Annotated in this window: 24 protein-coding genes and 1 pseudogene; 6 read left to right on the top strand and 19 right to left on the bottom strand. The window is 38.9% G+C overall.

Annotated features, from left to right (window positions below; all coding sequences use genetic code 11):
• The first annotated feature begins 201 nt into the window (after nucleotides 1-201).
• The 5 genes from H9631_RS07615 (at nucleotide 202) to H9631_RS07595 (ending at nucleotide 4,925) form a co-directional block, all read left to right on the top strand.
• A complete protein-coding gene (locus tag H9631_RS07615; RefSeq protein WP_404801722.1) occupies nucleotides 202-1,392 on the top strand; it encodes an ABC transporter substrate-binding protein in 1,191 nt (396 codons plus the stop codon).
• Between the two features lie 84 nt (nucleotides 1,393-1,476).
• Nucleotides 1,477-2,358, top strand: coding sequence for a branched-chain amino acid ABC transporter permease (locus tag H9631_RS07610; RefSeq protein WP_191811466.1), 882 nt, complete (start codon nucleotides 1,477-1,479; stop codon nucleotides 2,356-2,358).
• A gap of 3 nt (nucleotides 2,359-2,361) precedes the next feature.
• Nucleotides 2,362-3,408, top strand: coding sequence for a branched-chain amino acid ABC transporter permease (locus H9631_RS07605; protein WP_191811465.1), 1,047 nt, complete (start codon nucleotides 2,362-2,364; stop codon nucleotides 3,406-3,408).
• Nucleotides 3,408-4,187, top strand: coding sequence for an ABC transporter ATP-binding protein (locus H9631_RS07600; RefSeq protein WP_191811463.1), 780 nt, complete (start codon nucleotides 3,408-3,410; stop codon nucleotides 4,185-4,187). The genes H9631_RS07605 and H9631_RS07600 overlap by 1 nt, the downstream gene beginning before the upstream one ends.
• Complete coding sequence (locus tag H9631_RS07595; protein WP_191811461.1) at nucleotides 4,188-4,925, top strand: ABC transporter ATP-binding protein; 738 nt, start codon at nucleotides 4,188-4,190, stop codon at nucleotides 4,923-4,925.
• Here H9631_RS07595 and H9631_RS07590 read toward each other — a convergent pair.
• The 7 genes from H9631_RS07590 to H9631_RS07560 all read right to left on the bottom strand — a co-directional run bounded on the left by H9631_RS07590 (nucleotide 4,915) and on the right by H9631_RS07560 (nucleotide 9,225).
• The gene (locus tag H9631_RS07590; RefSeq protein ID WP_191811459.1) at nucleotides 4,915-5,388 is read right to left on the bottom strand and encodes a hotdog fold thioesterase; all 474 of its coding nucleotides are present in this window, start codon (nucleotides 5,386-5,388) and stop codon (nucleotides 4,915-4,917) included. The two genes, H9631_RS07595 and H9631_RS07590, sit on opposite strands and share 11 nt — an antisense overlap.
• Nucleotides 5,389-5,390: 2 nt before the next feature.
• Nucleotides 5,391-5,672: a PaaI family thioesterase gene (locus H9631_RS07585; RefSeq protein WP_191811457.1), complete on the bottom strand. Its 282-nt coding sequence runs from the start codon at nucleotides 5,670-5,672 to the stop codon at nucleotides 5,391-5,393.
• Nucleotides 5,673-5,769: 97 nt separating this feature from the next.
• Entirely contained in the window at nucleotides 5,770-6,978 is a 1,209-nt protein-coding gene (locus tag H9631_RS07580) for a tyrosine-type recombinase/integrase (protein ID WP_191811455.1), read from the bottom strand.
• Nucleotides 6,971-7,177 (bottom strand): DUF3173 domain-containing protein, encoded by a 207-nt coding sequence (locus H9631_RS07575; protein WP_077604216.1) that lies wholly within the window; start codon nucleotides 7,175-7,177, stop codon nucleotides 6,971-6,973. Before H9631_RS07575 ends, H9631_RS07580 begins: the two co-directional genes overlap by 8 nt.
• A 409-nt stretch (nucleotides 7,178-7,586) precedes the next feature.
• Complete coding sequence (locus H9631_RS07570; protein WP_191811453.1) at nucleotides 7,587-7,841, bottom strand: helix-turn-helix domain-containing protein; 255 nt, start codon at nucleotides 7,839-7,841, stop codon at nucleotides 7,587-7,589.
• A complete protein-coding gene (locus H9631_RS07565) occupies nucleotides 7,825-8,262 on the bottom strand; it encodes an RNA polymerase sigma factor (RefSeq protein WP_191811452.1) in 438 nt (145 codons plus the stop codon). The genes H9631_RS07570 and H9631_RS07565 overlap by 17 nt, the downstream gene beginning before the upstream one ends.
• Nucleotides 8,263-8,649: 387 nt before the next feature.
• On the bottom strand, nucleotides 8,650-9,225 hold the full coding sequence (locus H9631_RS07560) for a sensor domain-containing protein (RefSeq protein ID WP_191811450.1): 576 nt from the start codon (nucleotides 9,223-9,225) through the stop codon (nucleotides 8,650-8,652).
• 189 nt (nucleotides 9,226-9,414) lie between these two features.
• On the opposite strand from H9631_RS07560, the gene H9631_RS07555 reads away from it, so the two are divergent.
• The gene (locus tag H9631_RS07555; RefSeq protein ID WP_176087275.1) at nucleotides 9,415-11,223 is read left to right on the top strand and encodes a hybrid sensor histidine kinase/response regulator transcription factor; all 1,809 of its coding nucleotides are present in this window, start codon (nucleotides 9,415-9,417) and stop codon (nucleotides 11,221-11,223) included.
• Between the two features lie 623 nt (nucleotides 11,224-11,846).
• On the opposite strand, the gene H9631_RS07550 is transcribed toward H9631_RS07555, so the two are convergent.
• The 12 genes and pseudogenes from H9631_RS07550 to H9631_RS07495 all read right to left on the bottom strand — a co-directional run bounded on the left by H9631_RS07550 (nucleotide 11,847) and on the right by H9631_RS07495 (nucleotide 20,637).
• Nucleotides 11,847-12,473: a LysE family translocator gene (locus tag H9631_RS07550; RefSeq protein ID WP_077604222.1), complete on the bottom strand. Its 627-nt coding sequence runs from the start codon at nucleotides 12,471-12,473 to the stop codon at nucleotides 11,847-11,849.
• A gap of 138 nt (nucleotides 12,474-12,611) precedes the next feature.
• Nucleotides 12,612-13,097: an anthrone oxygenase family protein gene (locus H9631_RS07545; protein WP_077702596.1), complete on the bottom strand. Its 486-nt coding sequence runs from the start codon at nucleotides 13,095-13,097 to the stop codon at nucleotides 12,612-12,614.
• Nucleotides 13,094-13,486, bottom strand: a complete 393-nt coding sequence (locus H9631_RS07540; protein ID WP_077702595.1) for a PH domain-containing protein — start codon at nucleotides 13,484-13,486, stop codon at nucleotides 13,094-13,096. Before H9631_RS07540 ends, H9631_RS07545 begins: the two co-directional genes overlap by 4 nt.
• 69 nt (nucleotides 13,487-13,555) lie before the next feature.
• Nucleotides 13,556-14,341 carry an ABC transporter permease gene (locus H9631_RS07535; protein WP_077702594.1) on the bottom strand — a complete coding sequence of 262 codons (786 nt, stop codon included), beginning with the start codon at nucleotides 14,339-14,341 and terminating at the stop codon, nucleotides 13,556-13,558.
• Nucleotides 14,338-15,243: an ABC transporter ATP-binding protein gene (locus H9631_RS07530; RefSeq protein WP_077604226.1), complete on the bottom strand. Its 906-nt coding sequence runs from the start codon at nucleotides 15,241-15,243 to the stop codon at nucleotides 14,338-14,340. The genes H9631_RS07535 and H9631_RS07530 overlap by 4 nt, the downstream gene beginning before the upstream one ends.
• Nucleotides 15,194-15,466: a PLD nuclease N-terminal domain-containing protein gene (locus tag H9631_RS07525; protein WP_139344885.1), complete on the bottom strand. Its 273-nt coding sequence runs from the start codon at nucleotides 15,464-15,466 to the stop codon at nucleotides 15,194-15,196. The genes H9631_RS07530 and H9631_RS07525 overlap by 50 nt, the downstream gene beginning before the upstream one ends.
• 12 nt (nucleotides 15,467-15,478) lie before the next feature.
• The gene (locus H9631_RS07520) at nucleotides 15,479-16,021 is read right to left on the bottom strand and encodes a helix-turn-helix domain-containing protein (RefSeq protein WP_077604227.1); all 543 of its coding nucleotides are present in this window, start codon (nucleotides 16,019-16,021) and stop codon (nucleotides 15,479-15,481) included.
• A 183-nt stretch (nucleotides 16,022-16,204) separates the two neighbouring features.
• Complete coding sequence (locus H9631_RS07515) at nucleotides 16,205-16,672, bottom strand: AAA family ATPase (RefSeq protein ID WP_077706831.1); 468 nt, start codon at nucleotides 16,670-16,672, stop codon at nucleotides 16,205-16,207.
• Nucleotides 16,673-16,915: 243 nt separating this feature from the next.
• The gene (locus H9631_RS07510; protein WP_225220926.1) at nucleotides 16,916-18,139 is read right to left on the bottom strand and encodes an MFS transporter; all 1,224 of its coding nucleotides are present in this window, start codon (nucleotides 18,137-18,139) and stop codon (nucleotides 16,916-16,918) included.
• A gap of 129 nt (nucleotides 18,140-18,268) precedes the next feature.
• Complete coding sequence (locus H9631_RS07505) at nucleotides 18,269-18,772, bottom strand: GNAT family N-acetyltransferase (protein WP_191811448.1); 504 nt, start codon at nucleotides 18,770-18,772, stop codon at nucleotides 18,269-18,271.
• A 416-nt stretch (nucleotides 18,773-19,188) separates the two neighbouring features.
• Nucleotides 19,189-19,401, bottom strand: a pseudogene (locus H9631_RS07500) (integrase core domain-containing protein); the annotation flags it as partial.
• 24 nt (nucleotides 19,402-19,425) lie between these two features.
• On the bottom strand, nucleotides 19,426-20,637 hold the full coding sequence (locus H9631_RS07495) for an ABC transporter permease (RefSeq protein ID WP_191811446.1): 1,212 nt from the start codon (nucleotides 20,635-20,637) through the stop codon (nucleotides 19,426-19,428).

The raw sequence follows: 20,637 nt of genomic DNA, 5'->3' as shown, positions 1-20,637 counted from the left end.
ATTATGGTATCTTTGTCTCAAGTTGTAAGGGCTTTCTTACTACTCGTTTTTCTTTTGTAATAAAGCTCTTTAGGAGGTGAATATCACAAGATTAAGCTTGTAGATTCGCATTGATTCTAAAAAAACAAAGAGGAAATGTAAAAAAACGTGGAAACACACACTCAGTCTAGTTCGTTAAAAGGGGAAAAGTATATGAAGAATATCAAGTTATGGATTTTTGGGCTTATGGCCTTTGTCTTAGTTGGTGCAATGGCAGCATGCGGGAATAAAGAAGAGACCTCTAGCGGAGGCTCAGATGGCGGGGATAAATCTGAGGAAATTAAAATCGGAAGTATCATAGACGCATCTGGGAGTGCTGCTCCATTAGGAAAACCCGAAGAAGAAACAATCAAAATGATTATTGACGAAGTGAATGAAAAAGGTGGAGTCGATGGGAAAAAAATAAAACTCATCTCAATAGATTCCAAATCTGACCAAAACGAAGCGGTTTTGGGTATGAAAAAATTAATTGAGCAGGAAAAAGTTACAGCAATTATTGGCGGGACAATCAGCGGGAACAGCTTGGCGATGATTCCTCTTGCTGAAAAAGCACAGGTGCCCTACATTTCTCTTGCTGCGAGTAAACAAGTGAACCATCCTGACGACAATTCGCCGCGTGACTGGACTTACAAGACTGCTCAAGGTGATGATGTAGTAATCCCTAAATTGCTAGAATATTTAGAAGATAAAAAGTTAACAAAAGTTGCGTGGCTAGGTGTTGCAAACTCATATGGAACCAGCGGCCATGAGGAATTCGAAAAATTAAAAGGCGACTACGGAATTGAGACTGTCATTGAGGAAGAATTCGAAGCGACAGTTAATGATGCAAAATCGATGCTTACTAGAGTTAAAAAAGCAAATCCGCAAGCAATCGTTGTTTGGGGAACAGCCCAGGAATCTGCAGTAGTGACTAAGAACATACGTGAAATTGGTTTAGATGTTCCAATTATTGAAAGTCATGGAATTGGTACAAAGGAATTTATCGAACTCGCCGGTGATGCAGCCAACGGGGTCATCTTCCCGGCAGGTAAATTGCTTGTAGTGGATCAGCTCGGAGACGATGATTCGCAGAAAGAAGTGTTGAATCAATTTAAAGAAAGCTATGAAAACAAATTTGATAAAGCAGCAAGCACATTTGGCGGACATGCCTTCGATGCTGTACATATTTTGGTTAATGCATTGGAGGAAGCTGGAACTGATAAGGAAAAATTGCGTGAAGCATTGGAAAATACCGAAGGCTTTGTTGGTATTTCTGGTGTATTCAATATGTCTGCCGAAGACCATAACGGTCTCAAATCCGACAGCTTGGCAATAATTGAAATCAAGGATGGCAGTTGGACAAAAGGAGAGTGATTGTATGGCAGGGAATATGTTCTATTCCCTGCTTTCTCCTTCCATAACTAATTTCTTTGCACTAACACTGAAAGGAGTTTAATGATGGAGCTTTTGACCCAAATACTTCAATTAATTTTTTCAGGCTTAACGATTGGGAGTATTTATGCTCTTATCGCTATTGGCTTTGTCATCACCTATAATATCACCGGTGTCCTGAACTTTGCTCAAGGAGAATTTGCCATGCTTGGTGCCATGTTCGCCATCACATTTGTATCGATGAACATACCAATGCCGATCGGAATTATTTTGAGCATTCTAATTGTCACTCTTATAGGCGGGGTGTTTGAGCGATCTGCCATTTATCCTGCAAGAAATTCTTCCTTGCCTACTCTTATTATCATTACAATCGGAGTGGCCATTGCCATGCGCGGGCTGGCGATTCTGCTTTGGGGAACTCAGCCCAAATCACTGGCTCCGTTTACGAAAAACGACCCAATTAATATTATGAATGCTGTTTTGCTTCCACAAAGCATTTGGGCCATTGGGATTTCATTCATCAGTTTGATTGCGATGTTTTACTTTTTCAATAAAACCTTTGTTGGGAAAGCCGTAACAGCTTGCGTAGTCAACCGCAGTGCAGCGCGCTTAATGGGGATCAAACCGGAATGGATGTCCTTTCTTTCCATTTCTGTTAGTGCAGGCTTGGGTGCAGTTGCCGGAATTATCATCGCCCCTATTTCAGGTGCTTCATATGAAATGGGGCTCATGCTGGGAGTGAAGGCTTTCGTTGCAGCGGTCATCGGCGGACTCACTAATGCCCCTGCTGCCATCATTGGCGCTTTTATGATCGGTATTTTAGAATCCTTTACCGAAGGGCTATGGACTTCAGGCTACAAGGATGCCGTTATTTTTGCCTTGCTGCTATTGGTCTTATTTTTCAAGCCAAGCGGACTATTTGCAAAAGCAAGCGGAAAGCGAGTATAGCATATGATTGATAAACGTAACCAACCAAAACAACTGATTGGAGTAGCAATCTTGATTGCTCTCTTTGCTGTCACCCCATTTTTTGTAGACTCTTTCATGCTTAGTGTCATGATTATGATCGGTTTATACGCCATCGTAACTTCCGGTTTAACTATGTTGATGGGATATGCGGGCCAAATATCGTTGGGGCACGCAGCATTTTATGGGATTGGAGCTTATTCAGCCGCTATTGTCACAGGAACCTATGGTTTGCCAAGTGTTGTAGGCATTTTGGCAGGTGTTATCATTGCTGCTGTAATTGCCGTAATTATCGGAATCCCGACTTTGAAGCTCAAAGAAAACTATTTAGCACTTGCAACACTGGGATTCGGCATCATTATTTTTGTATTCTTCAAGGAGTTCAAAACACTCACAGGAGGTTTGAATGGCTTTTTTGGAATCCCTTCTTTTGAGCTTTTCGGTTTTACATTTAATACAGATATGAAATTTTACTATTTGGTCTGGCTGACGCTCTTCTTAAGCATTCTTTTTTCCAATAATATCATCCACTCGCGGGTTGGAAGAGCTTTAAGATCTATTCATGGAAGTGATATTGCAGCCAATTCCATTGGCGTCAATATCCAGCAGTATAAATTAAAAGTGTTCGTCCTAAGTGCAATTTATGCCGCAATTGCTGGGAGCCTTTACGCACATTACGTCTCCTTCATCAACCCAGAACTGTTTACAGCCATGGAGTCAATCAACCTGTTAATCATGGTTGTCATTGGGGGTTCGTCTAGTATATGGGGCGGTATGATCGGAGCGATTGTCTATGTTCTCCTTAATGAGGGCCTGAAAGATATTGTCCCTGTTATTCTTCCAAGTATCGGCGGAGAATTCCAAATTATCTTTTTCGGTATTTTGCTGGTAGTCATTTTGATTTATATGCCGCAGGGACTTGCACCAGTATTAGGAAAGCTCTGGAACCTGATCCCTTCTCGCAGTAAAAAAGAATACCCACCCATCAAGAAGAAAAACGAGCCTAAAGTATCCGCAGGAGGTAGTAAATAATGAGCAATCCTTTGCTGGAAGTAAATGGACTTACAAAGTCGTTTGGAGGTGTCGTCGCGGTAGACGAGGTCGATTTTCACCTTCATCCCGGTGAAATCGTAGCAGTCATCGGACCGAACGGTGCCGGAAAAACCACCTTGTTCAATATGATTACGGGTGTCTTGCCTCCTACGTCGGGTAAGGTTTATTTCAATAAGGAAGAAATAACTGGCAAACAACCCTTTCAAATCGCCGAGGCGGGAATCACTCGGACATTTCAAAACCTGCAGGTGTTTGAGAATATGAGCGTAATAGAAAACGTCATGACCGGTGTACATTGTCGGCTAAAGACCGGTTTTTTGACCTCAGGCTTTAGGCTCCCTCTCGTTAGAAGAGAAGAGAAGCAAGCTAGCGAAATTGCTATGCAATACTTGGATAAAGTGGGGATTTCTGATCTAGCAGATGAGGACTCCAAAGTTCTTCCATACGGAAATCAGCGTTTATTGGAAATTGCCCGTGCTGCGGCCTCTTCACCAAAGTTGATTTTGCTGGATGAGCCTATGGCTGGCTTAAACCCTCAAGAATCAGCACAGCTAGTTCAGGTTATCAAGCAAATGAGAGCTGAAGGTATGTCGTTTCTGTTTGTGGAACATGATATGGAAACGGTAATGGGGATCTCCGACCGGATTGTTGTCATTGATTATGGCAAAAAAATCGCCGAGGGAACTCCTGCTGAAATATATGAAAATGAAAAGGTCATTGCTGCCTATTTGGGTACTGATGATGAGGAGGCGATATAGATGCTTCAAGTCGACAACATTCACACCTATCACGGGTTCCTCCATGTACTAAAAGGGATTTCATTTAAGCTTGAAAAAGGAGAAATTTTTGCCATTGTTGGTTCCAATGGTGCTGGAAAAAGCACCCTGCTTGGCACCATTGCTGGAGTATATCTCCAAAAAGAAGGAGTTATCATATATGAAGGCCAAAACCTTGGCAAAAAAAAGGTAGAGGAAATTGTCAAGAAGGGGATTTGCCTTGTCCCGGAGCGAAGACAAATCTTTGATGCCCTTTCCGTAAAAGATAACCTTATGCTTGGGGCCTACCATCGGATTAAAGAGGGTAAAAAGACTTTGCAAAGAGACGTGGATCGCTGTTATGAATTGTTCCCGAAATTAAAAACGATGGAAGATCGCCCCGGCGGATTGTTAAGCGGCGGGGAACAGCAAATGCTGGCCATTGCCCGAGGTTTGATGTCTAATCCGAAATTGATGATGCTTGACGAACCGTCGTTGGGTCTGGCACCCTTGATTGTGAAAGATATCATGAATATCCTTGATCAGCTTCGAAAAGAATTCAATACAACGATCATCCTTGTAGAACAAAATGTAAAAGCGGCTCTAAAGGTAGCAGACCGTGCCTGTGTTTTAGAACGAGGAGAAATTGTCATTAATGGAGATGCAAAAGAACTGATGAAAGATCCCCGTGTCCGGGACGCATATTTGGGAGGAAAAAAAGAGACCAGCTTCATTTCTTGAAGCCGGTCTCTTGCTCCATTTCCTCTACTGGAACAAAAAAATCATTTTTACGATAAACGGTAGCATCCATCGTTGCCAGCAGTTCATCATCACAGAACACTTTGATCTTATACCAGGCAAGCCTGTTGCTTTTCTTCTCCTCGACCGCTTCCGCCCTCAGAATATCCCCCTCTTTGGCAGGAGCCATAAAGTTCATTGTTGTAGTAAGGCCAACAGCTGTCTTTCCATAAGAATTACTGGCAGAAGCAAACACGTAATCCGCCAGAGCGAATAAAATCGCCCCATGCACTGTGTCATGTGCATTCAGCATATATTTCTTTACTTCTAATCTTGCAGATGCTGTTCCCTCCCCTAACGCTTCCAGCTTGATCCCCAAATGCTGGGCATACGGCTCCTGTTCCATTATGGAAAAGATATCCTTATAGAATGATTGATGTACTTTTCTTTCATCCACTTTTTTCATTTTCAGGCATCTTCCTTCGGCAAGATTATTGATTTTTGTTGGATTAACACAGATGAAACACATGAAGCCACTTTCTTATCGTTTTGAACCAACTCTGCAGTCACGTAACCAATCGTGCGTCCAAGCCTCTCCACTTCCGCTTTGATTTCGATCATCCCTTCAAATGCCGGCCGATGAAATGTAGTATCTAAGTCAATGGAGGCAAATCCGTTATCATCAGACAACAAAGACGAAATCGCATAGGCCATCATAATATCTGCAGCAGATGCTAAGAATCCTCCCATGACTACGCCCACTCCAAGTGTGCAGGTGACGCCGAAACATTGCTATATCAACGTTTATCACACCTTTAAATTGTATTGGCGGGGATTCTGGCGGAACTTATTTTTTTACTGCTTGATTCCCATTAAATGATATACTTGATTTTTCCGCTGTTCGTATATTAATGTTACCTGTCATCTCTTCCGCAATTAGTTCATCTACACCTGACCACATATGTGAATAATGCTTTAACGTAATTTCTGGACTCGAATGTCCCATACGCTTTGATAAAATCAAAACAGAAACATTAAATTCATTAATGAGATAAGACGCATGCGAATGTCGGAGTCCTTTAGCTTGAATACGATGAACATCTGCAAGTTTTGCATAACGTTGAATAATTCTAGCAAGCGTCGATTTAATCATTGGCGCTCCATCATAACTAAAAATAAAATCGTCAATCCCTATTTTTGATTGTCGTTGTTTCCATTCTTGCAACACTTGTATCGTATCCTCATCCAAAGAGATGATCCGTTTACCATCCTCTGTTTTTGTATAATCTTTTCGTTTCCAATTGCTTTTATTTATTAAATACAGTGAGTGATGAACGCGAAGCCGTTTGTTTTTAAAATCTATATCATCCCACCACAAGGCCGTTCCTTCACTAACCCGTATCCCCGTCATGAAATACGTCCACAACATCACAAAACATAAATGTTCATAAAAGTCATCCAGACAAATAACCGAGATAACTTTTTCAAATTCTTTCTTTGTCCAATATGGGACAACCGCTTTTCCTTTAGGGATAGCCTTCACCTTTTTAGACACGTTCACTTCTAGATATTGCATATCAACTGCCATATCCAGACTTTTACGAAACATACCAAATACCAAACTTGCATATGCTTGGGAATATCCAGCTCCTTTATCAGAAAGTAACCAGGTTCGATAACGTTGGACATCTTCTACTGCTAAAGAACGAAGCTCAATGTTTGAAAAACGATCTCTCATACTTTCTAAAGTTCGTTTGCGAACGTAAAAAGTACTTTCTTCCACCTCGGTTTCATAAGCTGGAATGTACACAGTGTCCATGAATTGACCATATGTCATGTGATAATTTCCATAACCATTTGCTTGATGGTATTCATTTTTCACCCGTACCAATTCTTTATAAGCTTGCAATGCAGAAGTAAACTTTCTTCCTTGTTGGTTCGTACGTCCTTTTTTTCGGAGTCGTTTTCCAGTAATGCGATCCGTTCCTAACTCCGTTTCATAAAAATATTGACCATTGTTATCAATATAAACCCCTACATATTTGGTTTTAGCCATGACTGTCTTCCTCCAATTCTAGTTCACAACCTAGAATCGATTCGACTGTCATTTTTGGTACACGCCCTAAGCGTTTATTATTATAAAATGGATACCCTTTTTGTACCATGATTTGTTTGGCTTGTCTAATAATTCGTATCGAAGTATATTTAGGATACCCAAGTTGAATTAAATCATCTTTTGTAATCAGTTCCTTCATTATATATACCTCCCTTTCACTAACAGAAGAATACATACTAGAAACAACGATAATTTAATACTATTAAAAAATCAGACGGCTGTCGGTACAGCTCCACGGGAATTTCACCCCTGCAAGTATTTCTTCCAGCCCTACTCATAGTTTGCGACGCTTTGAACGCTCGAACCATGACGGTAGGGGAGTATCATTATCCTAACTAATGAGTTATCGCCAGCAATCCACCACGATTGCATTAGATTCATAGATTATCGCTCGTTTCTAACGAAAGTCGTGGCGTATGAATCAAGTGGCTCATCATCAGTAAAACGTATCTGATTTTTTATTTATACTGCATGGCGTTATCTTCCATGCTTTCTTTGTCAAAGATCAAATTATGATTAATGAAAGGGAAAACCTAACCATTATTTCATCAAATCTTGAAAGCTAAAACAGATTGCATAAGCTTCGCTCGTAAGTGTTCGCGTGTATCTTCATCGATGCCCCAATAAGTATTTCCTTGTTCATCACGGAGCTTACGCATAGATAAGCTTGTCATGTAGCTTCCATAATGCAAAACAACTACTTTCATTGCTTCTGGCTCACCCTTATTTGCAGCTAAAATAATTGGGTACGGCAATAAACCACGCTCGTTGTTTTCAATATTAGAATTAATCACCCCATTCATCTGCATGTTCCTCCAAAAATCGCTTTAACCGTTCAAAAGAGCTTGTCCGCCTATACTGAACTGTACTACGTGGAATGTCGAGTAGTTGACCAATTTCCACATCAGACAGTTGAAAAAAATAGTATAGTAGGACAGTGATACGCTTTTCCTTTGGCAAGGTACGCATGGCTTCAGCAAGTAATTTCGGAGTGATTTTCTTTCCAGCCACTTGAAAACTTTGTCCTTCTTCTCCTTCATATTGCTTATCTAAGGTATAGAGTTGATTTTCTTCTTGTGGGGTGAGATCAGAAAATGTCATCTCCTTTGCTTGTCGTTGTTTTCTTTCATTAAAAATATTGATTGCTTCATTCTTCAACACACGTTTACAAAAAGCATTAAATGCACAGCGAACTTGCCATTCGGTACGATCTGGTTCTATCATGCATATCCTCTCCCTTCGCAACCGCAAAGGTGGGTGATGATTTCCCCTTTCATAACCTTCAACAAGATTTTTTATAAAATGCCAAAAATATCAGTGATCTTATTTTTTTAAAAAATATAAGGCCCAACTGATAATCAACCAGTTGGGCATAAAAATTGATATTTGTACTAGATGCTGTTTGTTGTGACATTACTGCTATAATGGTTTCATAATTATCCAAGATGTTTTTGATATATCGTAGCTTAAAAAAAGCAAAATTAATGTCCCCTTATGAAATCCTTTTTTAAAGGGAGAAACGGAGGTTTAGATTTTTTTAATCTCCATTTGATAAATTCACTACATATAGTAAAGCCTTATCCTCCTATATTACATACGATCATCAAACGCTTATCGCCAGCTTCGAATCGTTTCCAATATATTCTCTGTATAACTCCCTGCCCACTTTACAATTCTTTCCGCCAAACGGGGTAACAATAACAATAAAATGATTCCTGCTATGCAAGCTACTATAGCACGTGGTAATGTATCAATCGTGATCATCATGACGGTCATATCAAATAATCTATACAAATAAGGTGATAAAATCATCGCGATTGGCAGTAAATAACAGACAAAAGCAGCAATAAAAGTGAAGAAACCTAGAAGAAATCTTGGAAAAACCATGATCCCCACAGCAAACCAATTTCTTTTGTCTGAAATTTCCTTTATCACTTTATCCTGTGGGTCCCACTTTAAGTTAGGAATATTGATGTACGCATATTTTTCTGCTGCCTTTCGATCTAAATCCAGAAAAAAAGGAATCGTTCGAAAAACTCCAGCTAAAATCGGAATGCCGACAACTGTAAAGCTTACTCCTACGGAAAACGTTACGCTTATTAAATAAAAAGCGAAGTATAAGAAGCCAATGAAAAACCAAAGGAACAAATACAGAAAGTTTTTAAAATTAAAGATAAGCATTTTCATACAGAAAACCACCTTTTCTTTTAATAATGAAGTAGCATTAGATTCCTCACTGTCCAATACTTATTTCATTATCCATACTTCACGTCATAAGGCATAGTGACATTTTGTCATTTGTTTTCATGACTGATATTCATAATGACTTGTAGTAAAATAGTGATAGTCACATCATTAAATAAGCGGGGTTCTCTTATGTATGACATCATCAAAAAGTGGTACTGGTATGACTGGATGGTATTTGCTGTTCGCTCCATTTGGTTACTCTCTGTCCTAATCGGCTTGTGGGAATTTCATAATATTTTATCATTTCCGTTTTGGATTCTGTTTGGATTGCCCTTCATTGTCTTTTCAATTCCATTTTTAATTCAGCAATTTTTTAGAAAATACTTCATACTTACGGAGATCATCATTTCTGGAAGCTATTGCATTTTTTTGACATTCCTTCTTCATGATGCATTATGGCAGTTTATCCCGATTGCTTTTGTGATAGGGTTTTACAGTATCCTAAGAGTCTATATTTGGTCCGGACCTTTAACTATTGTGGTCATTCCTTTTATCATCGGAATGGTAACCGATCAATCTTTGACCGACACTTTTCTTCGTTTAATATCGAATTATGGTGTAGCATTTGGACTTGGTTATGCTTTTCAATTACTTGTGACCAACCATAAGCAAAGCTTGATCATCCATAAGCAAAACAGTGTGCTTGAACAATATGTATACGAGGTGGAACAACTTACTCTGCAGGAGGAGCGTAATCGTTTATCGCGGGAGTTGCATGATACGGTCGGTCATACGTTTACCACGATGATCATGGGTATGGAGACAATCCATTCTTCGTTGGCGGATGAAAAGGTTGGACATAAACTGAACGTTTTACTGAACACGGCACGTGACGGTTTACAAGACATGCGAAAGCTTGTACATCAGTTGGAACCATCCGCAATGAATTTATCACTTGTTCAATATGTAAAACAGTTAATTGACAAATTTATGGAAAGTACGGATACGTCTGTTAAATTTCGATATTTTGGAGATGAATACAACTTATCAAAGGAAGTTAAATTAACGATTATTCGTTGCATTCAGGAAACATTAACGAACGCTGTTAGACATGGGCAAGCAAGTGAAATTAAAGTATCTTTATACTTCGACAGCTTGGAGCTACGCTTGCAAGTTGAAGACAATGGTGTATTGGAACAAGCGAAAAAAATTGAACTCGGCTTTGGCTTACGTGCGATGAAAGAAAGATTGCAGGCTTTGCAAGGAAATTTATCCATACATACAGACAATATGGAAGAAACGGTGATTATCTGTACTATTCCAAGAAACAGCGAAGCTAATACCGAGACGCTCAAGGTAATCTTAGTAGATGATCAACCTGGCATTTTGGATGGGTTGAAGACAACTTTGGAGAGTCACAATCAACTGCAAATTGTCGGTATTGCTGAATCTGGAGAAGATGCCTTATCATTAAGTAGCCTAAACCAGCCCGATATCGTGCTTATGGATGTAAATATGCCAAATATGAATGGAATAGAAGCCATGGAAGCGATAAAGGAGAAGAATCCCATGATCAAGATTGTGATTCTTTCATCTTTTGAGAATATCGATCAAGCGGTAGAGGCTCTGCAAAAAGGAGCAAATGGCTATTTACTTAAGTCTATTCAAGCAAAAGAGCTCATTGATACCCTTCGTTTCATTCACCGTGGAGATACCATTATCTACCATGAAATTGCTAATCAGGTGTTTGAAAAATTGAAGGAGCAAAATATTTCAGCTGGTAAACATGACAAAAATGATTATGGACTGACATCTCGAGAAATTGAAATTATTCACTATTTAGCCAAAGGTATGCGTTACAAGACCATTGCCGCTAGACTTTTTCTATCTGAAGGTACAGTTAGGAATTATGCTTCCGAAATGTACGCCAAACTTGGTGTAAACAATCGTGACCAAGCTGTAGAAAAGTGTATAGAGAACGGATTGATCCCGAATTAACTGACAGTAAGCCCCCCACTTCAAGAATTCGAGGTGAAAACGAGAATTGTAAGTGGGGGACAACTGCCAGTAAATACCCGATTGGTTCAGGCCTGCTGGACGAAGGTCACAAAGGCGTTGCGACGTACAGGACGTACTAGTGCGGGCGAAACGACAGGATGTCGTGCTTTGAGCCTGCCGACAGGATGTTGCGAATTTAGCCTTTGATCCTTACTATTCAGTGGGGGATGAAAAAAACCCCCACTGAATGAAGTTTCACTTTATATCTCATTGATCTCTTTCAGGATTTTGGTTAGATCGGGAGGAATATGGGAGTTTGTTATGTTCGTGGTCGATACGGTGGTAAAATTCCCCGAAAAAGTAGTCGACGTATTAGCACGTAAATACAACAAAAGTAGATCATCAATTCACAGGGTCCGATCCGTTGGGAAACTCCTAAACGATCGGACAAGTAATGGAGAATGGACAAAGAAAGCACTAGCCAGAACAACCGGCCATTCAATCGATAAGCTATTTGTGCTGGCCTGCCCTCTTTCTTCAGAAGCCTCAGGCGTATTGATTCCCGCTTTTCCTCCGCCAATAATGGCGACCAGAGGCAATTTGCATGATCACATACGGATTTTTTATCGCTGTTGAAAAGCTACTTTTACACCAAGCCATATATAAATCAAACCTGCAAATTTTCCACTCCATTGTCCAAGTTTGGCAGTTCTCTTCATCAAACGGCCAATGAGTCGAACACTGATAGCAATCAAGGTAGTGTAAAGACAACTCATAATCACAAATATCAAACCTAGCAATAAGAATTGAACTATCGCAGTGCCCTTTTCAGGATGGACAAATTGAGGCAGAAAAGCTAAAAAGAAAATAGCCGTTTTTGGATTCAATACCTCTGCCAAAACGGCTTGTCTGTATGATTGAAGGTTTGATGACTTTGAGACGGAAGGAAGGTCTTGTTTATTGGGCTTTTCTGCAATAGCTTTAAGCCCCATATAAATCAAATAAACTGCCCCAGCATATTTGACAAGGTTAAATGCAGCAGCTGAAGTCATCAAAATAGCAGACAGCCCCAAAACAGCAAACATTGTATGTATAAAATCACCTGTTGCAATACCTAGCCCTGTTAGAATCCCTGTTTTTCTACCTCCTCGTATGGTGCTGGACAAAGTTAAAAGTACCGCAGGACCGGGTACCAAAAATAAACCTAAAACCACCACAAAAAATGTTCCTAATGTTGAAAACTCTATCATATAAATATCGCTCCTTTTACTAGAATACTCGTCACTTTAGTTATATCGCTATTATTTTCCCTGTATAGAGTTAGCAGGAAACAATCATCAGAATTGACGATAACTCATATGAAACCTCATCCCCCATTCCATTTTGGTCTAAATTCGCCAAAGAACGAAGACGAATAGTGCTGATGAGGCTAAACTTGAAATGGTCCGAACATGGTTCCATGCTGTCCATTTTAAATAGTAATCTTTCCATAGCTCCAAACTTTCTGCATCTGTAGCTCTTATATTGGCTAATGCATCATTTAGTGGGACATTACATACCGCCGTAACCAGCAAGCTTCCCAGAAGATAAAACAAACTACCAGCTAATATATAAATGGCATTCGGTTCTTGCCAATTGAATAATGAAATAATCACAAGCAGGATACAAACAAGAGATGTCCCCATAAACACTGTAAAGAATAGTCGATTTAGCACAACATTATTTATGGACTGCATAGCCGAAATTCCCTGCTCTGGAGGGAGCCGGTAGAGAGCCTTCATGACAAATGCCGAAAATGCAAAGAATAATCCTGCAATCAGCCCAGATCCCAATAATGCAGTAAAAATTAGAATAGGAAAGAGGTTTTCGATCATATTTCATCTTCCCTTTGTGCGTTTTCTCTTAGATTGATTGAAGGGTAATTCCTCATCATTTCGTGAACCAATTGTCTAGGGTTTTCACTTTCAAATACAACATGATCAAACTCACAACCCTTCAATTGAAGCATGACGACTTCATTTTGGTTATGATAGGCTAAAAAGTATTTCTCATCTTCAATCATGAATATTCCAGCTTTATAGCCAGATGTTGTGATACCAGTTCTCTTAATAGCCGCAGTCCATGGAAAATGAAATTTCCCCACCCGAATTTCTTCAATGGAGGTGTAAGGTATTTTGATCTCCTTCCTCAAAGTTAAAGCCGCTGTCCATCCCGAAATATTCAGTCGTAACTCACGATCACCTGCCACAACTTGAAAACCCATCTTGTATCCCCTCCAATTTATACAGCCAATCATCTATGGTTTATTTAACCAGTGACCCGATGAAGGAAATCACATAGAAGGCAATTCCTTTCGGGATAAATACGATGTTGCAAATATTAAGCAGAAAACAATGAGTAATACAGATACCGTCATGGTGATGAAAAAGTGCGGTAACACATTCCCTGACGTTATGATGCTAACAGCTTGATTTGATAAATGTGCTGGATTTAGGATTTGAAATCCTCCCTCCAACAATGTAATAGTTTTCAAAAAGATTAGAACAAAAATAGACAACAATGCAATGGCCGGTGTTCTAGACAATAAAGCGCCGATTGCGATTACGAAGGTCAACATAAACAGACACCAAATGTAATAAACCCCCAGCCCAGCTGCTATCCTGGCCACGGAAACAGCTTGATATAGATAAAAAGTATAAAATACTGCTGTCAGAAATCCGAGGAATATGGAACCTGCAATCATGACAGCATGCCCTACTAACTTACTTAGCAAATATTCAACAAGTGTCGTGTTGCGCGTCAGAATAAACGCTAACATGCCATTATTTTTATCTGATGCAATGATGCCCATCGTTGCCATGACAATCACGATTAAGCCCAATTGGTCAAATTGATCGGTTAAGGCACTAGCTAATACTTCACTAGCCGTTAACTCAGGTAATGTGATCGTCATTCCATCAGGCAGTCCACCAGCCATTTTTAAAATTTCTGGTAAATAAAAAGACGATAAAGGTTGGAGAATGCCCAAAAACATAAAAACGACAGGCAACCATAATAATTTATAGCTTCTTTTTGCATCAAGCCACTCTTTCTGCAACAGAACTGTGAAACGATTCATGATGACTTCACCATCCTTAAGAAGATCTCTTCTAGGCTTTCTTGCACTAATTCAAACTTTTGAATTGGGAGCTGTGCTTTTAAAATATGGCTTAACAGCCAATCTCTTCCCTGTTCGATATTTTTAACTCGTACTTTGGCAGCATTTCCTGTTAACTCAATAGATTCAATAAGGTCTTCATTCATAAGTTGGTGTGTCCACTCGCTTAATCGAGGTGCCTGAATGATAAAGATTGGTTTTTGAGTCTGTTCAATAATTTGATGAATGGATCCGTTAACAAGTAATTGTCCTTTGTTGATGATCAGCATCTTATCACAAAGTTCTTCGGCATCATGCAAAATATGTGTTGAAAAAAGAATCGTCGATTTCTGTTTGATCACTTTAAGCAATTCCAATATATCCCTGCGTCCTAATGGATCCAATGCAGAAACTGGTTCGTCCATAATCAGTAATTTTGGTTGATGGATAAGTGCCTGTGCAATACCTAACCTTTGCTTCATCCCTCCCGAATAGGTACCAATAAGCTGATTTTCTACCTCACTCAGTCCTACCAACTTCAGCAATTCGTTGATCCTTTCTTCCAAAATATCCCTTTCTATATTTGAAAGTCCGCCCATAAATATAAGCAATTCTCTTCCCGTCATCCATGGATAAAAAGTAGGGTGTTGTGGTAAATACCCAATAAATTTACGCATTTGGTCATGGCGTTTTCCGTTAAGCAAGATTTTTCCGCCTGTAAGTTTGTTTATATCTAGTATCATTTTAATGATCGTTGTTTTACCTGCTCCGTTCGGACCGAGAAGAGCCACACATTCTCCTTGATTAATATGAAAATCAACATTTTGAACAACTTCATGATTTCCGTACTTTTTTTGGAGTTGACTTACTTGAAGTAGGTGCATCTGAGCGTTGCCTCCTTCCCAAGACAAAATATAAAATGGGACCAATGATGTTAACCAGTATAATCACAGCACCCCAAAGCCATTTATAATCCGTACTTTGATCTCTTTTTAATAAATCCACTAATGCCACAGAAAATAAGATCAGATGTAGGATTAAGATAGGCAAAAGTAATGGTAACCAAGCTCCAATTTCATCAATTTCAATGTGATACCCATAATGCATCTGTTGCCCCCCTTACTCTTTTGGTGGTTTTTGTGGAATAAACATACTCCCAAAAATTCGCGTGGTTCGTTCAGGTGTTAATTTGTTGTTGAACACCTTCTCAATCTCCTGTTGAATGGACTGAGTAAGCTCCTGGAATTCCTCATCTGACAAATGCAAAGGTACATACGCATAGCTAAACCCTTCTTGTTCATACTGTTCAGGGGACGTATTCGCCAAATAAGACGTTGCTAATTGAAGTAAATTACCGTGAAATACGGAAAAATGACGGATATGATCTTCCTGTGAGATCGTTTCAATTTCGCCTTCAGGAATTTGCAAGTTATCCATTTTGACTGAGAATTTACGCTCCTCTGTTCCTTTCACCTTTTTTGTTTCAATCACTTCAATTAAATTTGCCTCAAGTAAAAGATTGATATGCCGATATAGCGTAGCTTGAGGAACATCTCCAAGTATCTCCACAAGTTGAGCGATCGTCAGTGGTTTGTTTAGCAACAATTGCTGTACAATTCGCATCCGCACGGGATGAAGAAGTAAATCAGCATTTCCTTTCATTGGATTACCTCCATATCATTATCATTTTATAAAACGATAATGTAAAAAAACAAGATTGTCAACTATAGCTCTAAAGGTTTGACCACTACGCCCACTATTCTTCTTCAACAATCTTTTGATTGTTGAAGGTTATTGTATTTTCTGTGTTTAAGATACACTCATTTGTCCTATTAAGATTACTTTTCATATTGACTCTATAACTACTTCCCCTTCGCAAGAAGGCACTTCAAATCCGTTTAAGTAAGAAGTTAAAGCATCTTCCGTGATAGGAAAAGCTGCATTTGCATCAAATCTTTTACTCCGTATATCCAACCGTTTGCGAATAATTTCAGGACTAACTTTCAAATAAATAAGTCTCCACTCACCACCAGCTTTTTCAATTAGCTGTTTGTATCCATCTCGTTTGGCTTTTTGCCAAAAACTGAAATCAATCACAACCTTTCGTTTATCCTGAATCAGACGTATCAATTGATTTTGAAGCCTTCTTTCAGCTTCAACTTGATAATCGCCATATTTCTCAGCAGGATAGTCTATTCCATAACGTCCATTAACCTTCCAAATCTCTTCATCAATCGAAAGACGTACAAACCCTTCTGTTTCCAAGCGTTGTGCGAATGTCGTCTTCCCTGAACCCGCTACACCACACATCATAATAATTAATGGATTTGAAGTTATTTGTCTTAATATGTCCTTTATATTTTCTTCAAAATTCGACAATACTATCACTCCTAATAATTTCACCTTTTCTTCTATATAATCAGGTTCTTGTTCCTCTAAAGGATCAAAATCAATATTCGGATGACTATATGCTTTCACAAGTCCGTCATCTTTTAATCTATAAAAGGTTGTTTCTTTTTTATCTTCTTTATCATGAACATTACTGAAATCCTCCCATTAGTTATTATTAAATAGTTTGTTCTCACGCTTTAGATCATGTTGATATAAGGGATTATGCTTCCATGTTAAAAGCACTGTACCAGACAAAAAGGCTAATACTCCTACTATATAAGGGAAATAAGTGTTAATATCAAATAAAATCCCCCCTAATATAGGACCAACCACACTCCCTAGGCTTACATATGCATTATTCATACCCGCAATAAATCCTTGCTCATTTACTGCCAATTTGGATAACACTGTATTGATAACTGGACGCAGGATGGAAGTAGCGGTATAAAGGAAACAAGTCAGCAATAAGATACTCCAAAAGCGTGTGATGAACAAGAGAAATAAAAAACTAATGCCACCCGCTATCATTGTTCCATTCATAACCCTCGATTCACCAAAAAGGGAAACAAATTTATTCGTTAATGACAGTTGAATTATAACACTTACAAATGCAGAAATTGTGATTACCAGCGCAATATCCTTTGCCGTATAGCCAAATTGTTTGTCAACAAACAGCCCAAAAATGGCTTCAAAAATATATAAGGCTACACTATAGAGAAATACCAAAAGCAATGGAACAACATAAGGTGCTCGAATGGAACGTAATAATTGCTGTACCATTGGTTGGGGGGAAACGCTGTCTTCTGCCGTCAACTGTGTCTTTTTCCCTAAGGTTTCAGGTAGTAAAAAAAATGACAGTAAAAAGGAAACAAAGGATATAGCAGACGCAAAATAAAAAGGTACATATAAACCATACGTTGTTAGAAAACCTCCAATTCCAGGTCCTATGACAAAACCAAATGATATAGAGGCATTAAGGAAACTTAACCCCTTAGCACGTTCTTCTTCTGTCGTTATATCAATAATACATGCCATAGCACTGGGAATTAAAAGTGATACTGCGATACCTGTTAAAAACCTCCCTAAAAATAGCAACCAAAAATGAACTGAAAAAGCAAAGACTAATTGAGATAAAGTGAGACAAATTAAACCAATCTCTATAATTCTTTTTCGACCATAGCGATCAGCAAAACGTCCAGCAATTGGAGATAAAAAAAGCTGAATAATACCGTATGTGGCTACTAGTAATCCCATCATTTGTCCGTTTGTATTAAATTTATCCATAAAGTCGGGCAATATCGGGATAATTAACCCAAATGCAACCGTTGCGATAAATACACAAACCATTAAAAGAAAAAGAGTTTTTATTTTCCTCGGTTTAGATATCAAATCATCATTCACCTCTTTTTTTTAGATTTTATTAAACTTTAATGTTAATAAAGCGTAAAATTCAAAGAAAACCTTCATTATATGGCCACCCATTATTCTTGTAAAATAACACCCTACGTTAGATTAAAATTAGATTTTTAAAACCATTAAATCTTCGTCAAAATACTTCCCGTTATCTTTTAAAGCATTCTTTTCTACCCCGTAAATTTGGAATCCAAAGGATCTATATAGATTCTTTGCAGGCTCATTATTGGATATCACTGTTAAATTAATTTGTTCCAAACCGATGCAATCTTTTGCCTTTTTTATCAGTTCAAGCAGGAGCAATTTCCCTAACCCTTGTCCTCGCATTTCTGGCTTCACAAACATTCCGAAAACATTCCCTTTGTGAGCAGTTTTAAGACTACTTTCACGCACAAAAGTCACAATTCCCACTAATAAATTTCTATCCTCAAAAGCACCCAAGACAAATTTGTTATCGTTTGGTTTTAATCGTTCTGCTACAGCTTCAAGAGTGAATTTAGCCTCTCTCTCATAAGTTGAGCCAAATGCTTCAGGGTTGATTTTTAATGCACTTAAACGTAATTCTTGGTATAACTGAGCATCAGACTCATTTAAAATTCGTATAGTCAATAGCTTCTCCCCATTTCCTTTTCTCCACTTAATAATCATATTACTTCTTAAACTTGCATAGATGCTATTTCAAATACTAAAGTGGACCCCAATGTCAAGACAATACTTTTTTAAAAATAAGGTAGGTTAATAGATTGTGTCTTTGCCCTTTCACGGTTAAAGCGAGTACTTGCCTCACTGAAAATGGGAACCACTTTTTCGATGTTAGAGCCAGCCTTAGCGACAGCTGCTTGCCATTGACCGCCGCGCCCGATTCTTAGCAGGCGATGGAGGGGGGCCCACGAATGCTTAGAATCGATTTGTCCGTGTTACAATTTAAAGAAGAATCAGCCCCTTCAGGCTATTTTTTGGCCTGCGTGGGCTCAATGAACACGGACAAAAGCAAGGTCAATGGTGGTGGACAACCAGCGATCCACCTACCCGAAATAAATAGATGCTGGTGTTTCATAGTTTAATGACTGATGGGGACGTTCGTGATTGTAAAAATCTATATAGTCCCTTATATTTTTCCTTGTTTCCCTTGGAGTCTCGTATTCTTTTAAGTACACCTCCTCGTACTTTATGTTTCGCCAAAAACGTTCGATAATGATATTATCCAGTGCACGACCCTTTCCATCCATGCTGATTTTTTTAGACTCGTAAAATAGCTTATTTTAATGTTTTTGTGCCATTTGAATAACATCTTTAAATTTCACTTTTCCGCTGTAATTCATGACGCCGTTCACGTAAATTCTACTTGCCAAGTGGTTAATGATTGCAATGCTAGCTAGAAGAATGACGATGGTAATGCCCATCTCCGCATAGCCCGCTTCGCCGGATACGATTCTTGAAAATGTCACAATCGGTGATGTAATTGGGATATAGGAGCTAACAACAACATGTGTTGATGCAGGGTTAAAGATGGAGCTTATTCCGATAAAAAAAGCCACCATGATGCACATAATAATCGGGAAAGAAACTGAACCTAAGTCTTCCGTTCGGCTAACGACAGCACCGACTGCTGCATATCCAATCGCATATAATAGATAGCCGAGAATAAAATAAATGATAAAGGAAGCAATCACGATTCCAGTTAAATTGCTTAGATCAATATCAAAGCCGAAAAATGAAAATTGTTTCCCATCAATCCAACCTAAGGAGTAACTTGCAAGAAAGCCTAGAAGCATGATAACAATTTGCACTAGTCCCGTGACTAACTGTACAAGAATTTTTCCATACATCATATAGATCGGCTTTACTTTCGGTATCATGATTTCCATAACACGCGATGCCTTTTCAGCAGTAATGGTATTTGCAATCATTTGACCTTGACCGAGGATTAACAAATACATTAGGATAACGAAAATATAAACGATCCCCACTGTTCCAGTCGTATCTTTTAATGCTTTGTTTTCTACTGGAACGGGTGTTACCAGTTTAGCCGCAACCTCCGGGTTAACGTTCGAATCCGCAATTGTTTTATTGATCCCTACTTGTTGGATTTTTTGAGTTAGGATGGCCACTAGCTCTTGATCAGCAAAAGATTTATACGTGTACGTCAATGCGGGTAAACCGTTCTTTTCTTTCATTTCGATAATGCCATCGAGCTCCCCGACTCTAACTAGTTTCTTTAATTGCGCCAGATCGCCTTCTTCTTGTAAAAACAGTTTTACCGAATTCAGGCCTTTATTTAGCTGATCGATATTTGTTTTGTAGGACGTTGGATTAATGAATGCGACTTCATCCTTTGACCCGTTCGACGAAAAATGACTAAAGCCAAAAATCCCAAGTACAATTACAATTGTAATTAGATTACCGAAGATAAATGACTTCGAAGTCAATCCGTCTTTCAAATGAAACTTAAAAACGGTCATAAATTTCCCCAT

It is taken from the genome of Bacillus norwichensis (assembly GCF_014836955.1).
In the GTDB taxonomy this organism is placed as follows: domain Bacteria; phylum Bacillota; class Bacilli; order Bacillales; family Bacillaceae_C; genus Siminovitchia; species Siminovitchia norwichensis.
This window is presented reverse-complemented; position numbering and strand designations above follow the sequence as displayed.

What these genes read in the sequence shown, in the direction of transcription:
- H9631_RS07540 (WP_077702595.1), bottom strand. Translation starts at nt 13,486, where the DNA reads ATGGGTTTTCAAGTTGTGGCAGGTGATCGTGAGTTACGACTGAATATT.
- H9631_RS07560 (WP_191811450.1), bottom strand. Translation starts at nt 9,225, where the DNA reads ATGAAAATGCTTATCTTTAATTTTAAAAACTTTCTGTATTTGTTCCTT.
- H9631_RS07605 (WP_191811465.1), top strand. Translation starts at nt 2,362, where the DNA reads ATGATTGATAAACGTAACCAACCAAAACAACTGATTGGAGTAGCAATC.
- H9631_RS07525 (WP_139344885.1), bottom strand. Translation starts at nt 15,466, where the DNA reads ATGCATTATGGGTATCACATTGAAATTGATGAAATTGGAGCTTGGTTA.
- H9631_RS07535 (WP_077702594.1), bottom strand. Translation starts at nt 14,341, where the DNA reads ATGAATCGTTTCACAGTTCTGTTGCAGAAAGAGTGGCTTGATGCAAAA.
- H9631_RS07595 (WP_191811461.1), top strand. Translation starts at nt 4,188, where the DNA reads ATGCTTCAAGTCGACAACATTCACACCTATCACGGGTTCCTCCATGTA.
- H9631_RS07575 (WP_077604216.1), bottom strand. Translation starts at nt 7,177, where the DNA reads ATGAAGGAACTGATTACAAAAGATGATTTAATTCAACTTGGGTATCCT.
- H9631_RS07610 (WP_191811466.1), top strand. Translation starts at nt 1,477, where the DNA reads ATGGAGCTTTTGACCCAAATACTTCAATTAATTTTTTCAGGCTTAACG.
- H9631_RS07600 (WP_191811463.1), top strand. Translation starts at nt 3,408, where the DNA reads ATGAGCAATCCTTTGCTGGAAGTAAATGGACTTACAAAGTCGTTTGGA.
- H9631_RS07580 (WP_191811455.1), bottom strand. Translation starts at nt 6,978, where the DNA reads ATGGCTAAAACCAAATATGTAGGGGTTTATATTGATAACAATGGTCAA.
- H9631_RS07555 (WP_176087275.1), top strand. Translation starts at nt 9,415, where the DNA reads ATGTATGACATCATCAAAAAGTGGTACTGGTATGACTGGATGGTATTT.
- H9631_RS07495 (WP_191811446.1), bottom strand. Translation starts at nt 20,637, where the DNA reads ATGGGGAAATTTATGACCGTTTTTAAGTTTCATTTGAAAGACGGATTG.
- H9631_RS07565 (WP_191811452.1), bottom strand. Translation starts at nt 8,262, where the DNA reads ATGATAGAACCAGATCGTACCGAATGGCAAGTTCGCTGTGCATTTAAT.
- H9631_RS07550 (WP_077604222.1), bottom strand. Translation starts at nt 12,473, where the DNA reads ATGATAGAGTTTTCAACATTAGGAACATTTTTTGTGGTGGTTTTAGGT.
- H9631_RS07520 (WP_077604227.1), bottom strand. Translation starts at nt 16,021, where the DNA reads ATGAAAGGAAATGCTGATTTACTTCTTCATCCCGTGCGGATGCGAATT.
- H9631_RS07590 (WP_191811459.1), bottom strand. Translation starts at nt 5,388, where the DNA reads ATGAAAAAAGTGGATGAAAGAAAAGTACATCAATCATTCTATAAGGAT.
- H9631_RS07545 (WP_077702596.1), bottom strand. Translation starts at nt 13,097, where the DNA reads ATGATCGAAAACCTCTTTCCTATTCTAATTTTTACTGCATTATTGGGA.
- H9631_RS07515 (WP_077706831.1), bottom strand. Translation starts at nt 16,672, where the DNA reads ATGATGTGTGGTGTAGCGGGTTCAGGGAAGACGACATTCGCACAACGC.
- H9631_RS07585 (WP_191811457.1), bottom strand. Translation starts at nt 5,672, where the DNA reads ATGGGAGGATTCTTAGCATCTGCTGCAGATATTATGATGGCCTATGCG.
- H9631_RS07570 (WP_191811453.1), bottom strand. Translation starts at nt 7,841, where the DNA reads ATGAATGGGGTGATTAATTCTAATATTGAAAACAACGAGCGTGGTTTA.
- H9631_RS07530 (WP_077604226.1), bottom strand. Translation starts at nt 15,243, where the DNA reads ATGCACCTACTTCAAGTAAGTCAACTCCAAAAAAAGTACGGAAATCAT.